The organism is Psychrobacillus sp., from assembly GCF_056205495.1.
The window spans coordinates 1-14,378 of the sequence record NZ_JBAEAP010000300.1 but is presented as its reverse complement, the minus strand read 5'-3'; the positions used below and the strand labels follow the sequence as shown (position 1 = coordinate 14,378).

General features: G+C 39.8%; 15 protein-coding genes. 4 read left to right on the top strand and 11 right to left on the bottom strand.

From position 1 onward, the window contains the following. From AC06OU_RS08780 to AC06OU_RS08750, 7 genes are all read right to left on the bottom strand, one after another. The coding region (locus AC06OU_RS08780) for a DMT family transporter (RefSeq protein ID WP_475855253.1) at positions 1-745 on the bottom strand (745 nt) is incomplete at its 3' end. A 504-nt stretch (positions 746-1,249) separates the two neighbouring features. After that, positions 1,250-2,509 (bottom strand): efflux RND transporter periplasmic adaptor subunit, encoded by a 1,260-nt coding sequence (locus AC06OU_RS08775; protein ID WP_475855251.1) that lies wholly within the window; start codon positions 2,507-2,509, stop codon positions 1,250-1,252. Further along, a complete protein-coding gene (locus tag AC06OU_RS08770) occupies positions 2,506-3,183 on the bottom strand; it encodes a hypothetical protein (protein WP_298472138.1) in 678 nt (225 codons plus the stop codon). The genes AC06OU_RS08775 and AC06OU_RS08770 overlap by 4 nt, the downstream gene beginning before the upstream one ends. Before the next feature lie 15 nt (positions 3,184-3,198). Then, entirely contained in the window at positions 3,199-4,575 is a 1,377-nt protein-coding gene (locus AC06OU_RS08765; protein ID WP_475855249.1) for a S41 family peptidase, read from the bottom strand. 145 nt (positions 4,576-4,720) lie between these two features. Beyond that, positions 4,721-5,548, bottom strand: a complete 828-nt coding sequence (locus AC06OU_RS08760) for a flagellin N-terminal helical domain-containing protein (protein ID WP_475855248.1) — start codon at positions 5,546-5,548, stop codon at positions 4,721-4,723. 367 nt (positions 5,549-5,915) lie between these two features. Further along, positions 5,916-6,377 carry a transcriptional regulator gene (locus AC06OU_RS08755; RefSeq protein ID WP_342560263.1) on the bottom strand — a complete coding sequence of 154 codons (462 nt, stop codon included), beginning with the start codon at positions 6,375-6,377 and terminating at the stop codon, positions 5,916-5,918. Positions 6,378-6,508: 131 nt separating this feature from the next. Further along, a complete protein-coding gene (locus AC06OU_RS08750) occupies positions 6,509-6,844 on the bottom strand; it encodes a hypothetical protein (protein WP_475855246.1) in 336 nt (111 codons plus the stop codon). Positions 6,845-7,020: 176 nt separating this feature from the next. Here AC06OU_RS08750 and AC06OU_RS08745 point away from each other — a divergent pair, with 176 nt between their 5' ends. The 3 genes from AC06OU_RS08745 (at position 7,021) to AC06OU_RS08735 (ending at position 11,847) form a co-directional block, all read left to right on the top strand. After that, positions 7,021-7,416 carry a helix-turn-helix domain-containing protein gene (locus tag AC06OU_RS08745; RefSeq protein ID WP_298471488.1) on the top strand — a complete coding sequence of 132 codons (396 nt, stop codon included), beginning with the start codon at positions 7,021-7,023 and terminating at the stop codon, positions 7,414-7,416. A gap of 142 nt (positions 7,417-7,558) precedes the next feature. Beyond that, positions 7,559-9,139, top strand: coding sequence for a hypothetical protein (locus tag AC06OU_RS08740; RefSeq protein ID WP_298471490.1), 1,581 nt, complete (start codon positions 7,559-7,561; stop codon positions 9,137-9,139). Further along, on the top strand, positions 9,136-11,847 hold the full coding sequence (locus tag AC06OU_RS08735; RefSeq protein WP_475855245.1) for a DEAD/DEAH box helicase: 2,712 nt from the start codon (positions 9,136-9,138) through the stop codon (positions 11,845-11,847). Before AC06OU_RS08740 ends, AC06OU_RS08735 begins: the two co-directional genes overlap by 4 nt. Positions 11,848-11,932: 85 nt before the next feature. Here AC06OU_RS08735 and AC06OU_RS08730 read toward each other — a convergent pair whose 3' ends face one another. Continuing rightward, positions 11,933-12,331 carry a single-stranded DNA-binding protein gene (locus tag AC06OU_RS08730; RefSeq protein WP_475855243.1) on the bottom strand — a complete coding sequence of 133 codons (399 nt, stop codon included), beginning with the start codon at positions 12,329-12,331 and terminating at the stop codon, positions 11,933-11,935. A gap of 247 nt (positions 12,332-12,578) precedes the next feature. Here AC06OU_RS08730 and AC06OU_RS08725 point away from each other — a divergent pair, with 247 nt between their 5' ends. Further along, a complete protein-coding gene (locus AC06OU_RS08725) occupies positions 12,579-13,013 on the top strand; it encodes a YwpF family protein (protein ID WP_169359488.1) in 435 nt (144 codons plus the stop codon). A gap of 40 nt (positions 13,014-13,053) precedes the next feature. Here AC06OU_RS08725 and AC06OU_RS08720 read toward each other — a convergent pair whose 3' ends face one another. From AC06OU_RS08720 to AC06OU_RS08710, 3 genes are all read right to left on the bottom strand, one after another. After that, positions 13,054-13,422, bottom strand: coding sequence for a hypothetical protein (locus tag AC06OU_RS08720; protein ID WP_475855242.1), 369 nt, complete (start codon positions 13,420-13,422; stop codon positions 13,054-13,056). Between the two features lie 156 nt (positions 13,423-13,578). Next, the gene (fabZ, locus tag AC06OU_RS08715) at positions 13,579-14,019 is read right to left on the bottom strand and encodes a 3-hydroxyacyl-ACP dehydratase FabZ (protein WP_340885333.1); all 441 of its coding nucleotides are present in this window, start codon (positions 14,017-14,019) and stop codon (positions 13,579-13,581) included. A gap of 15 nt (positions 14,020-14,034) precedes the next feature. Further along, positions 14,035-14,331 carry a DNA-directed RNA polymerase subunit beta gene (locus AC06OU_RS08710; protein ID WP_475855240.1) on the bottom strand — a complete coding sequence of 99 codons (297 nt, stop codon included), beginning with the start codon at positions 14,329-14,331 and terminating at the stop codon, positions 14,035-14,037. Between the last annotated feature and the right edge of the window lie 47 nt (positions 14,332-14,378).

Here is a 14,378-nt window from a genome sequence, read left to right as displayed (position 1 = left end):
ATATCGCTGATTTAGTTGCACCCGCTTGGCCTATCGAGTAGTTGTATAGCATATGACCGACTGCTGTGCCTAGAATCGCAGAGGCAAAGAAAATCAACCAGAATATTGGATCTACTTCTGTAAATTGAACAATTGCTCCTGGCTCCTGTATAAAGCTGATAATCATTAATATAAATGAGCCGATTACAAGCATATATGCTGTCAGCAGTCTTGGGTCCAATGTTCTTGCAGCCTTACTTATCACCATATAGCTCATGACCTGTGCAAGTATAGCAAGGAATACAAAGAAGTCTCCGATGGCAGAGCCACCTAAGTCACCACCACCTACTACAGAAAGGCTCACTCCAATTATCCCTAATACCAGACCTAGCCATTGAATCAAAGAAGGAAAATACCTTAGGATAAATGCTCCTGCTATCGCTGTAAGCATCGGCCCCGTCCCTAAGATCAGTGCTCCGTGTGTTCCACTTGTAACTGAGAGCCCAATATTCAAGAAATAGTGATGGATTACTACGTTAGTCAAAGACCCTATCGCAATATATTTCCATTCCTGCTTCGAAGGCTTTCGAATCATTTTCATTTTCCATAAAATAAGAAAAACTGTAACACCAGCTGTAAAAATACGGAAGGCGGTCAGGGTTACTGGGGATACCTCTGCGATCAAATATTTAAGCATCGGAAGATTAGCGCCCCATATTAACATAACGAGTACGAGTATACCGTAAATTTTCCACTGGTTGTTCATATAGTTATTCGCCTTACTTTCAATTTAGATTAATCTTTAGTATAGCGAAGTAATATTAATATGTTAAGTATTAGTAATCGTTTTTGATAGATTAAGATAGGAATCAAACCCAAGCATCGGTCGGACGAGAAAAATTTACGACAATTCGAGGGTAGTTTCCTACAATCCATCGCTACTTTACTACAATCCACCAATATTTTACTACGATCAAACCCAAACCACGCTGGCCGGCTCTGATTTACAACAATCAAAGCATAAATTACTACAATCACCCAATAGATTATTACAATCCACCGATATTTTACTACAATCAAACCCAAGCCACGCTGGCCACCCCAGATTTACAACAATCCAGCTATAAATTACTACAATCACCCAATAAATTATTACAGGTGCCAGGCACTTGTAATAATCCCGCAACGGGTCAACCACTTTTAATCAAAAAAAGAGGATGTATGCTCACCTAGTGAACATACATCCTCTTATTAGTTTAATAGAATACCATTATTTATACGTCAGGTATTTAACGTAATCCTTCCAGCTAACTGCCTTAATGCTCGTCCATGATGGTGTTTCCAACGGGAACGGTAGGAAGGCTGGAGCCTTCTCGGCTTTAGGTTCATCGTCTAGAACGATCATGCCATTTTCAAGTCCTGTTGATACGACAGCATGCTTGTTTAAATGGAATGGAGTATTTACTGCAGTTCGTGCAATCTTCCCTTCAGGAGTTAACACGTAAAGATCGGCTTGTTCCTTTGTCGGGTTTAAAAGCCATTCTCTTTTTATGGTTACAGCATTCTCTGCTTGTTCTGTTGTGATAGCAGAATTCATGTTAGCAGCAAACGGTAACGGTTCTGGCTGCTCGTTTAGTTGGATCATCACCTCGTATAGTGGTTCCGTTGATTGCGAGTCATATTGTTTATATGCCGAAAGCCAAGGAGAGCCATTTGCAGGTACTTGTGTGATTGCAGCAATCGTTCCCTCTGCCATGGACTCGCTATGTGAGGAATAATTTCGCACTAGCATTCCTGCTTCTAGCTTATGCCATTCTTTCTCAGGCACGAAGGTAAGCAAGGATTTCTCTACGGAGTATATCTCTATAAAGTATTTGCCGTCTTTATTCTCAATCGACCCAACGGTTCCTGCGATTGGGCTAAGCAGTGACATTGCGCCTGGCTCCTGGTTTAGCTGAGCTTCCATGATTTGTAGCTGACGGTCTACCTCCGCAAGCTTTTGCTTTGCTGCTCCGATAGCCTGTGAATAGCTTCCGTCTTGGGAAAGCTGAACATCCACCTGGACATTGACATCTGTTACCTCATCGTTCGTATTACTAGTAGCTGTGTCTGTATCCGTGTAAGACCCTTCTGTATTAGATTTTTCATACTCTAGGTCACTTATAATTTGATTTAACTGCATTTGTTCCTGTCTATAGGCCTGTACCTCGGTTTCCCATATGCCTCGTTGCTCTTCAGCAAAATCTGGCTTTAGCTGGGCCAGCTCGGTGTCAGCACCTATTTCTTCACCTTCTGAGACCGCTAAATTACTTACTCGTTCCACATCGACAGTCACCGTAACTGCATCCGTCGGTACTACAACTGACTCTTTTTCTAGCTCCTTGGAATATGTATTCGTTTGAACTGTTTCATGATCCTTTAAGTAGTACGTTCTCGCAATCTCACTATTTTCCTCGAACAGCAAAATTGCGTTTGCTGCTATAAACGTAGAAACAATAATAGAAACTCCTATTACTAACCATTTATTCATACGGCTTGCCCCCCTTCAATCCATGTTTCAATAGGAAGAACTTCAAAGCCTGCTACTAATAAAGCCAGTACTATAGGAATCGCTATTAAGATAATGATTAGATTACGAGTCGACAATTCGGTGTAGTTACGCAGGAACTGAAACTGAATCGCAATGATTAAGCCAGTAATTAGACTTAATTCATTAAAGAAGTAAACAAAAAAATCATTATCTAAAAACACCGCTGCCAGTGGTCCAAACGATAGTACTGAAAAGTCTGTTGTATAACCAACGATTGCGTATAAAACAAAGACAAATGCCTTTTCCAATAAAAGAAGTCCGACAACAAATAGTTGCAACACTGCAACTTTAGATAAGTCTACGTTCGTTAGCTTATGAAGCACGTAAGAAATGAGGAAAAAATAAAATGCCATGTAGACAAGTGACCAAAGAATGGCTCCTATTAAGGATACAATCCTAGCAATAATATAGGTTTCTCCAAATCCCTTTGCAAATAAAGTCGTCAATCCTTCTGTATGCATCCCCCATATATCGCGAAGTGCAAAAAGAAGCACCCCTAACAAAGCGACCATCCATACACGTCCCTTAAAATCGCGCAATGTCGCATCCTTTAATGAGTTCGCCAAGTCTTGCTGATGGAAAAGATATTTCCAAAATCTAAATTCAAAAAACACCAAGTGTTCCCCCTCTTATTGTTGAACAGTTACCTCGACGTAAGCACCTTGTTCCATCTGAATGTCTTTCGAAGATTGGAAGGTAGGGTGGATCAGTAGTAAGTAGGCTGCTCCTTTTTCTATTTTTGTCGGTATTGCTTTTATTTGATTGGTAGATTTTTGTTCTACTTTCATAGGGATTTTCTTGGCATCACCTAATGCGATCAATTCGATTCCCTCTTTTTTATTCAGCTGAATAGCTTCTGAAAATGTAATAGTGAATTGTTTTGTCTGCTCCACATTTTCTAGTTTAGATAATCGTTTATAAGATGGATAGCTTTCTAAAATCGTATCTAAATGGGCCTTCTCAAGCTCCATTCCCTCTTTGGTCTTCACATGGGGCTGCACCCCTGTTTTATTCACAACGGTGCCTTTAGGACCTGCGAATTCGGCCACCGTCAGTTTTAGGTAAGACCCATCCGACAATGCATAAAACGACTGCATAGAGCCTTTACCATAAGTCTGTTGACCGTAGAGGGTAGCTGATTTCTGATCTGACAGGGCAGCTGCAGTCATTTCAGAGGCACTTGCACTATAGCCATTGATCAGTACCTTTGTGTTATTAGGAAATAAATCCTTTTGCGGAATCGATTTTACTAACCCTACCTGATTTTTCAGCATTAGCATATACGCATGAGGACTATTTGGAAATAAACCAATAAGCTCCTCTGCAGTGTTTACATACCCCCCGCCATTATTGCGCAGATCTAAAATATATGAGGTCGCACCTTTTTTTGCAAGTCGCTCCTTTGCTGCAATGACTAAGGAAGCGCCATCCTCTGAAAATGAGTTGATGCTTATATAGCCAACGTTTCCATATAACATTTCAGTAGAAACAACTGGAACCTGAAAGCTTTTTCTTGTTAATATGTATGACTGTTTTTGTCCTGTAATCTTTAACACTTCTATGTTAACCTTTGTACCGGCTTTTCCTGTGATTAGTGAGGAAGCCTGTTGTACAGACATGCGCTCCGTAGAATTTCCATCCACAGAAAGAATAATGTCTCCCGGCTCGATGCCAGCCTCCTTTGCTGGAGCACCATCAAACGTGCTCACTATTTGGATGCCTTTTTCATGCTCTTCAATTGAGATCCCGATACCAGTGGGTTTATTGTTTATCGAATCTGTGTATCTTTCAAACTCTTCCTTTGTAAAGTAGGTAGAGTAAGGATCTAACTGCCCCACTATGGATTCTATGGAATCCAGTTCTGTTATGTTAGACTGGAGCTCTCCTTTGTAATATTCCTTGACCAGTTGCCTGACTTCATCAATTGGGGCTGCCCATGTGTACATGGGTGCAAGTAATAATGTTAATAGGAATACAAATGTAGTTAATCCCGAGACCTTCCTCATACCTTTTTCCCTCTTTCTATAATCTATAAACCTATCTTAACGTAAATAATTGTGAATGGCTAAAATTTCTTGTATATATTTGGTTACAAAGCTTCTATTTTATTACAAAGAAGACGGCAAAATAAAACAACCGTGAAGTCGATTCTCACGATTGTTTGTGTGAATTTAAGAGTTGCAGCACAGATTGAGCCTGTTGTAAGTGCATGCTAAGTACATATTGACCCGCCTGCATTAGTATATTAGCTTTCACTAGTGCCATCATTTCCTTTGCCATATCCGCGTCACGTATACGAGATTCCGCTGCAGTTAAGTTTTCTTCCATATTAACCGCGTTATTGTAGGCATGCTCCAATCGATTCGAGTATGCCCCCATTCGAGATCTTTCCCGAGAAACCTTGTTAATAGCATCATCTAATCCACCGATTGAATCTTCTGCATCAGCTCTTGAGGAAATCGACAAATCATCCAAGCCAAGACTTCCTCCCGACATATCTCCAAAGAGGAGCTCAATAGACTGTCCTGCATTTGCCCCTGCCTGAATGTTAATGGAGTTGTTAGTGCCGTCAAGCATAGTCTTCGTATTGAAATTAGTATCCTTGGAGATTCTAGTGACCTCTTTTTTCAATTCCTCAAACTCAATATTAAGTAAGCTACGATCCTCATCCGTTAATGTATCGGTCGCAGCCTGCACCCCTAGCTCTCGCATACGTTGGAGTATAGCATGTGTCTCATTAAGTGCTCCCTCAGCTGTCTGCAACAACGAAATACCATCCTGAATATTACGAGCCGCCTGACCAAGACCTCTAATCTGTGCCCTCATCTTCTCCGAAATAGCAAGACCAGCCGGGTCATCCGCAGCACGGTTAATCCGATAACCAGAGGAAAGACGTTCCATCGACCGATTAGCAACCGACCAATGCTGATTCATATTGCGAAGAATAGATAACCCCGTCGCATTCCATTTACCTAGCATCCTCTAACCCCCATCCACTCTACTATCCTTTATATCGACCCACCCACCTAAAATATAACAAAATAATTTTCAAAACACTGTCTAACCTCCAAAACATTGGGTATATATTACACATGCATTACAGATCTATTGCAGGTGCCAGGCACCCGTAATACAAGACACCCGTAATAAATTGCTTTTTACTTATACTTGGGAGGTTTATGAATATGGCTAAGTTAGGTTTTAATTGGGAGGATATTTTGTTTGGAATAGTGGGGTCAAGTACATTTGTTATTCTTCTTCATTTGTTTACGTCCTTTCAGTAATTTAGCCATGAAAAAAACACCTTGGAAATATAATTTTCGCAAGGTGTTTTCAAGGTATGAGATTAGTCGACATGATGTCCTCCGTATGTGTCTTTGTAATCTTGTAGTTCTCTAAAAAGAGCTGCATCTTTATGGAGTAATGCATAATCTATCATTCGTTCGAAGTTTTCTTTTTCTAAATGGTCTATAATTTCTTGTGTTCCTTCTAATAGCATCGAGCTAGACTCGTCTACATTGTTTGCATTAATAATGGTCTGAAGGTGTACATGAATATCAGAGACTAATAGGAGTTGGTATAGAGGAAGTCGAATAAAACGATTTCCTTTTTGGAAGACAAATACTTCGGACAGGTTCTCGACTTGTAACGAGTTAGCGTTAACTATGATCTCTTTTCCTTCTACAGGTATGAAGTCAAAAAGCTCATCGTCCTTACGCAAGGAAAAGTATTGATAGGCGAAGACCAGCTTGATCCTATCCCCTTCCAGCTGAGTATAAAAAGGCTTCATTAATTGTACAAGTAACATTCCATCCCCTCCTATCCTTTTTGAATTTTCTGATTTATTGTAGTATATCATAATATCTTTTTTTCGTGTAGTGTATTTAGCCAAAAAAGCGAACGCTAAATGCATTCGCTATTAAAATATTTCTATTTAATTTACAATGCACTCTCTATCTTCCTTTTTCCTCTAGGGCATATAAAAAAACCATATCTTTCCGCACTATATTCTACTAAAATAGCATCAAAAATCCTTTGTAGGATTTCCTCTCTTGATACCTCTTTCACACAATTTATATAGAACAGAAGCATATTTCGGTTAAAGTCTAGCTGAAGATCATAGATGCTGAAATATTCCGATACGATTAAAGGTATATGCCTCATATCTTTTTTAGGACTTTCTACAATGTATTGTACATTTTGCTTTTTTACTCCAATTAGCTTCACACGATTTAAACCATTCTTCGAATAACCATCTAAAGAATCATACAACAAAGGGATAAATACTTGGATTCTTTCTACTACTTTCCTCTCCTTTCTTAAGTAAATTGTCCTATAATACTTTTATACTGCATTACATCAAAATAATTACATTAATCTCCAATTTGGCGATTTTTAATCTAACCTTCTCTCTTTTCGTTATTCTTGTGGCATTGTAGAGGAGGGATTATATGGCCTTTTACGAGCATATCCGGGCGTACCGTGAACAATTAGATATTACTCAAATGGAAGCTGCTAAAAGAATGGGTATTGATCATTCTGCATTGTCTAAGTATGAAAAAGGTGATTTAGCAATCCCTATTAGCTTACTGGGGACAATCCAGGAGGTTTATGCCATACCAAAGGATGATTTTTTACATATGCTGATGGGCAAGCCTTCTAAAAGTAAGAACCCTGGACTAGAGGCGCGAGAAAGCCGAGCAAGATACTTAGAGTCCTTTTATGAGGAAAACATAGCACCACTACAGCACCTGAAAGAGTTCCGTGAGTTAGTGATGGATATTAAATCGCATTCTAACGATGACAAAGAGCTCAAGCGGTATATAAAGAAATTAAAAACAGAGTAAGGTCCTCACTTTTTTCAATACTAGTGAGGCTTTTTATTTTGCTTTTTTCTCTCGGAAACAGTTTTGCTCTCCCTTTGGCTTTTATTCGAGCAGGTTTAAACGTATAATGGAAGGAAAGCCTTTTTTATTAGGAGAGATTTGTTTGAACCTAACTTCGTATCAAAAATTAGCTCGTCATTATAAAGAATATATAGATACATCGATGAGAAATATAGAAGAGAAATTAAATCCGACAGTCACAGAAGATGAGGAACTCGTAAGAAGAGCAACCTTTTTTGTACGTAACGGTGCGGTATCCATATCAAATTATTCCCTGTCCGAAAACCGGGTAGATTTTGTTATCCGAGACGTAACAAATATTGAGGTTAAATATTTGCCGATGGTAGACCTCATTCATTGTCCTTGCCAAATGCAAAAGCCATGTAGACATATTGTTGCAGCGGTTTTTTACCTATATCAACAAAACTTTTCCTTATCGGATTGGGTTTCTAATTGGAAATCTAACTCGGAGCATTTACAACTATCGTTACTTTCCAATGAAAGAAATCCGAAAAACTGGGATTTAATTATCGATAATTTTTTCCGAAAGTTTATCTCAAGTTACCCGCCAACGAGCTTCTATTTGTTAGAATTTGCAATCCATGATCTAGAAGCTCAGGTTCGAAAATCTCGACCATTCGAGCGAGAATGGCAACCTATTTTTGATGTGTATGTCAAGCTAGGTATTCTGCAACGTGCCTGGTTTTATTTTAATGAATATGCCGAAACTAATATGCGCAACCGAGTGTATCAGTTTTTAACAAACTATACGGAGGATTTAGATGAGAGTCTGTCCCAACTAGCTGCAAAACCTAGAATGTTCGCAGCGGATCCGTTTTACGATCGAATGATGGAAATTATACGTTCCTTTTACTATGAGGAGGAAGGGCTTATCTATTACCGAAAGCACATATACTTGGCTTTCTGGGATGCTCTTGTAACAGATAAGGCTACTCGTATGCAAGAGGTTAAATACCTGCAGGAGCTTACTATAGAAGAAGATGGACTCATGTTAAATATGGTGCTGCCATATTTCTATCTTACCCTATCTATGATTGATGAGCTTTTGGAAGCAGCGGAGAATATGGATAGAAACCAGCTACTAGAGTGGGTAGAGGTTAGTGAAAAGGCCCTTCATGCGTCCAACAAGGATTTAGTAAATGAGCTGAGCAGAAAGCTATTGCCTCATATCTCCTATTATTTAACAGAAGTCATTCAACATCCAGCAAAGGTTATGCTCATTAGAAGACTGCAAATACTATTCAACCAAGTGGACTTAACAACAGAGGAACTGGAAAAGCTATATTTATCTTTTGGTTTATACGGGATCCAGGCATACTCCGGTTTACTAATCGAACAGAAGCGGTATAAAGAATGGATGGCGCTTCACCAGGCTACCAACTCTTCACTAGAGTATACGGAGTCCTGTGGTTTAGCGGTTGTAAGAGAGGAGGCTCCTGAAGTACTTCTTCCACTTTATCATCATTATGCCATGCGTTATATCCAAGAAAAAAACAGATACAGCTACAAGCAAGCTGTTCGCGTTTGGAAGAAAATGAAACAGGTGGCGAAGAAAGCAAACGAAATTGACTATTGGAATGCTTACGTAGAAAGTGTTCGTGAAAAGTATCGCCGACTTCGCGCCTTGCAACAAGAAATAGAGAAAGGAAACCTGCCATTATGAATAAGCCTTTATCTATTACAAAAGAATTTTCTCTATATATCGAACAAGCAGCAAATGGAAGCTTTCTTTTATCTACAAATGCAGCTTCCATTCAAGAATGGGTCGAGGCTCTCTACTTAAATCATCGTGAAAGCTTTTTTGGACTCAATGCACAAATTGAGGAAAACGTATTAGTTGCTTCTCCAGTAGAGGTAATGGAGATTTTCTCTTCCGAAGGGCATCCTTTTATTACCTTTTCTGCGGCAAATGAGTCTGCTCAAGAGTGGCTAACGACGTTTAAAGAAGCTGGAGGCGTTTGGAGTTCACCTGACCTTTGGAACACAGTCGAGCTAAAGGAGAATAACTTAGAGGTTTCGGCTCCGCTTGAAGAACGAGGAAAGCAGCTTGTCCAACATGCCATTCAGCAGAAGCTGTTCCAGGCCGGGCTGACTATGGAGGATTTACCTGCCTTAATGCCTTTCTTCCAGCAGGGCGGCTGGCCGATAAAATCCCAGTCGAATCATCCGAATCTATTGGTTGCCTTACGTCTATCTGAGCCAGATGAAGCAGATGACACATGGTTAATAGAGACAGTTGTTCGCGGTAAGAAAAGCAGTGTCTATTGGACGCCTGCCTACCGTAAAAAGACATCACCTATTAAGGAAGCACTGCCTGACAAATGGCGAGATTATAGCACCTACATCGAGGAAACTCAGGATAAAATATTTTCCCTTGTTTCCTCAATTGATGCTGTAGAGCTATCTACCTTTTTCTCTTCACCGTTAACTGATGAAGAAGTGCGTGTATTTTTACGTGATGATTTGATCAAATTACAGGCTCTTGGGTTTGAGGTTGTCCTTCCGAGCTGGCTGAAGAGCCTCAAGGAATCCAAAATGAAGGTAAAAACAATAGCAAAGACTGCTAATACGTATAAGACAGCTGCAGGTTTAAATGAAATTCTTCAGTTTAACTGGAACTTTTCTTTAAACGGTCACGAAATATCTGCAGATGAATTTCAAAAAATGGTCAATGAAAACCGTTCTTATATTCAAGCAGGAAATGAATGGTTTCGAATTGATGCTGCATGGATGCAGCAAATCCGAAAGTTGATGAAGCAGTCCGAGGATGAAAATTGGACGGTTAAGGAGTTATTGTTCCGTGAGATTCCTGAAGAAATTGCTTTAGCCATTGATGATGACGAGCAGTCTGATGAGGATCCACTATTTCAATTTGAAATGCAGCAATCTCTTAAGGTATTAATGGAACAACTTTCAGAGAAAAAAGGTTATCCTACGGTTGATGTATCATCCAACCTATTAACCTCACTTCGCCCATATCAGCAGCTAGGTTTAGACTGGCTTGTCTTTATGCGCAATGAAAAGTTTGGTGCCTGTCTTGCAGATGACATGGGGCTTGGAAAAACTGTTCAATTGATTGCCTATCTGCTCCATGTTCATGAAAGCGGAGAACAAAAGACACCATCCTTAATCATCTGTCCGACCTCCGTTCTTGGAAACTGGCAGAAGGAGCTTGCTAAATTTGCTCCATCGTTAACTGTTCAAACTCATTATGGGACAGCACGAACACGGGAAATAGACAAAGAAGCAGATGTCGTCATTACTACTTTCGGTACTGCAATGCAGGACATTGAAGCATTACAGGAAATAGAATGGTCTAGCATTACACTTGATGAGGCTCAGAATATCAAGAACATGCATACCAAACAATCACGTGCCATTCGAAAGCTAATTGGTAAGCATCATATCGCTTTAACTGGAACACCGGTTGAAAACAGACTATCTGAGCTATGGTCCATCTTCGACTTTATCCATAAGGGATATTTAGGTTCTTTCCGTAAGTTCCAGGAAAATTATATAGCACCAATTGAGCGAGATAACTCAGACTCTGTAAAGCATAAGCTACGTGTCAAAATTCAGCCCTTCCTATTAAGAAGAACGAAGCAGGACCCAGAATTATTGCTTAACCTACCTGAAAAGCTGGAACAGCGAGAATACTGCGGCCTTACTACCGAGCAAGCGGCTTTGTATGAGTCTCTCATACAAGAAACAGTCAGTAAGCTGGATACGCTTTCTGGCTTTGAGAAAAAAGGACTCATCTTAAAAATGCTTAGTAAGTTAAAGCAACTATGTAACCACCCTGCCCTTTACTTGAAGGAGCCTTTTGATGACGCAGAAGATATGCTTGAACGCTCTGAGAAGCTAGCACGAATTGTGACTCTGGCTGGTGAAATCGCTGCCCGAGGCGAGCAATGTCTAATCTTCACCCAATACATTGGCATGGGTCATTTACTACAGCATTGCTTGACGGAGCTGTTCCAAATTGACGCTCCTTTCCTAACAGGAAGTATGCCAAAAAATCAGCGTGACCATTTGGTTGAAGCATTTCAGGCCAAGGAGTTCCCAGTTTTCCTTCTATCATTGAAGGCAGGTGGAACAGGACTGAATCTTACAGCTGCTAGCCATGTCCTTCATGCCGATCGCTGGTGGAATCCTGCGGTTGAAAACCAAGCAACAGATAGAGCTTATCGTATAGGACAAACGAATTTTGTTCATGTTCATAAGTTCATAACGATTGGTACAATTGAAGAAAAAATTGATAAGCTACTTGAAGAGAAGCAGGCATTGTCTGAGGAACTGATTCATTCTAGCCAATGGATCACGGAAATGTCGGATGCAGACTTGAAGGATTTACTCACCCTTTCCATTTAAAGTTTTTTTAGCAAAAACCTGGCCAGCGAATGGTCAGGTTTTTTCTCTCTTGTATCATTTGATTTGGTTGCGGCCATTCAAATTTTTACACTGGAAGTTTTTTTATTTGTTCTGCTGGAAATTCAAAATCACTTTCTACTTGCTTATTTTCTTCTATACTTTGTTCTGTTTCGTCACGATTTTTGGTAGCTAAAAATCGGATATCCTCCACTATAACCTCCGTAACGAATACTCTTATGCCCTCTACTTTTTCATAAGATCTCGTATTTAAGCGGCCAGTAATTCCTACCAAGGAGCCCTTTCCACAGTACTTCACAGTTGTTTCAGCGAGCTTCCCCCAAATCGTACAAAGGACAAAATTTGCTTCTTCGCTCTTATAGCCTTTGCTTACAGCAACTACAAATCCTGTTTGTACTCTCCCCTCGGATAAGTGTTTCAGCTGTGGAGCCTTCGTCATTCTTCCAATTATCGAAACTGTATTCAATCTGTCACCTCCTTCATTAGCCATATCATAAGCTTTACAAGCATTATTGGCAAAGTCGCATTTTAGCGTTTTGGGGCGTTATTACAGACGAAAATCCAAAATTGAAAACCTCTTTTTCGACAATCCCATTCTCCTTCTCATTCCTAAAAATCAAAAATAGAATTTTGCTAGTTTCATAATTATTTTTTTCCATAGAATCGCTATGCTATAATGGAGAATAATTAGCCAGACTAAAGGTGGATTGTCTATGAAAACTTTTAAAATGATTTCCGTATCCCTTATTCGTAATAATGAAGAACTGCCGATTCTATTAGAGGATGGTATTGTTATTAACCAAGAGAATACCAGTCGTTCTTGGATTTTAGAGTTATTTATCGACCAAAAACATGAGGATTTCTTTAATGAATTAAAAGCATCGAATGAATTGTTTAACGCAAAGGTTGTTATCTCTTACCCGGAAAATGAACCCGCTCATTTTGAAGTAGCGACATACTCCGTGAAAAAAATTGGTGATCACCTTTCCGTCCTGCTTCGTGGAACGTTAAAGCGTGTACGTAGAAAATATGCCGAATCATTACTGGCAGAGCTAATCGAGGATGGATTAATCGGAGAAGAATTATTAACACAATTCGAAAAGGATATGAAAACAAGGCCTTCCCTAAAGAAAGATAAAGAAAGCTGACTCCAATTGGAATCAGCTTTTCTTTATGTGAAGAATTTTTTTATCGGCCATTGCCATCAACAGTAGGTTCTTCTACCCATGTTCCTTTATCTCTGTCTAGAGTTGAATTACCATTACCATTGTTTCCACCCATTGTACCGTTGTCATCACCATGATTTATACCACGGTTACCGCCATCTTCGCCACCCATACCACCGTTCATACCATCAGTAGTACCAGTACCAGCGCCACCACCATTACCTCCAACACCGTTACCAGTATCTCCACCTGGTGAAGGGGTTATCACACGATTACCATTGTTTAACTCTCCCATTGGTGTTTCGTTGTTTGATGGTACTGCTTCATCGTTATTACATCCAACCAATAAAAACGAACATAATGCAATAGTAGGAACAGCTTTTTTCCACATAAAAAAATTCCTCCTTTCTTGATATCGTCATCACAATCTTCATGTGACTTACGATAGGTTATCCAAGAGAAGAAGGAACTATCCTATGGCATTATTACCTCTTTTTTCAACAAAAATGAAATTGTATATACTTATACTGGAGGTGGAATAATACGATTAAATGTTATTTTGTACAGGTCCTAGTGCAAACAGGATATCTGTTTCACAAACAAGCTCGCCATCTACTGTCGCAATACCGTGTCCTTTACCCATCGGTCCGCGAAGCTTAGTCAGCTCCACTTCAAGTTTCAGTTGATCGCCTGGCTTCACTTGGCGTTTGAAACGACAGTTATCTATTCCTGTAAAGAAAGCGAGTCTTCCTTTGTTTTCAGGAATTTGTAATACTGCCACTGCTCCAACTTGGGCTAGCGCTTCCACAATAAGAACGCCTGGCATTACCGGATATCCAGGAAAGTGACCATTAAAGAATTCTTCATTAATCGTTACATTTTTTAATCCTACCGCTCGTTTACCCTCTTCTATTTCTAAAATACGATCTACCATTAAAAATGGATATCGATGAGGTAGAATAGCTTGTATTTGCTCAGTTGTTAGCATGGAATCGCCCTCCAATTATTTACCGTCTTTAATGTCAAATATATGCTGGTACGTTTCCCATTTGAGCGCATCCTTTGGCTCGCCTTCGCCTATTACTCCGTAGCCGACCATAAGTCCAGCGGCTACTGCCACTGCTATAAGAGCCGCAACAATTAGGATGCGCAGCCAGATTGGAAACATACGAATTTGAACCCATTTAGTTTGTTTCGTTTGCTCTGTTGAATCATTCGCTGATTCTTTCTTATTTGGTTGCGTTTGTGCTTTTTCTAGCCTACGCTGTTGTCTGCTAGAAGATCTTACTTCTTCTGTCATACAAATTACTCCTTACTAGCGAATCCCATTAATCAGACCCATCATTT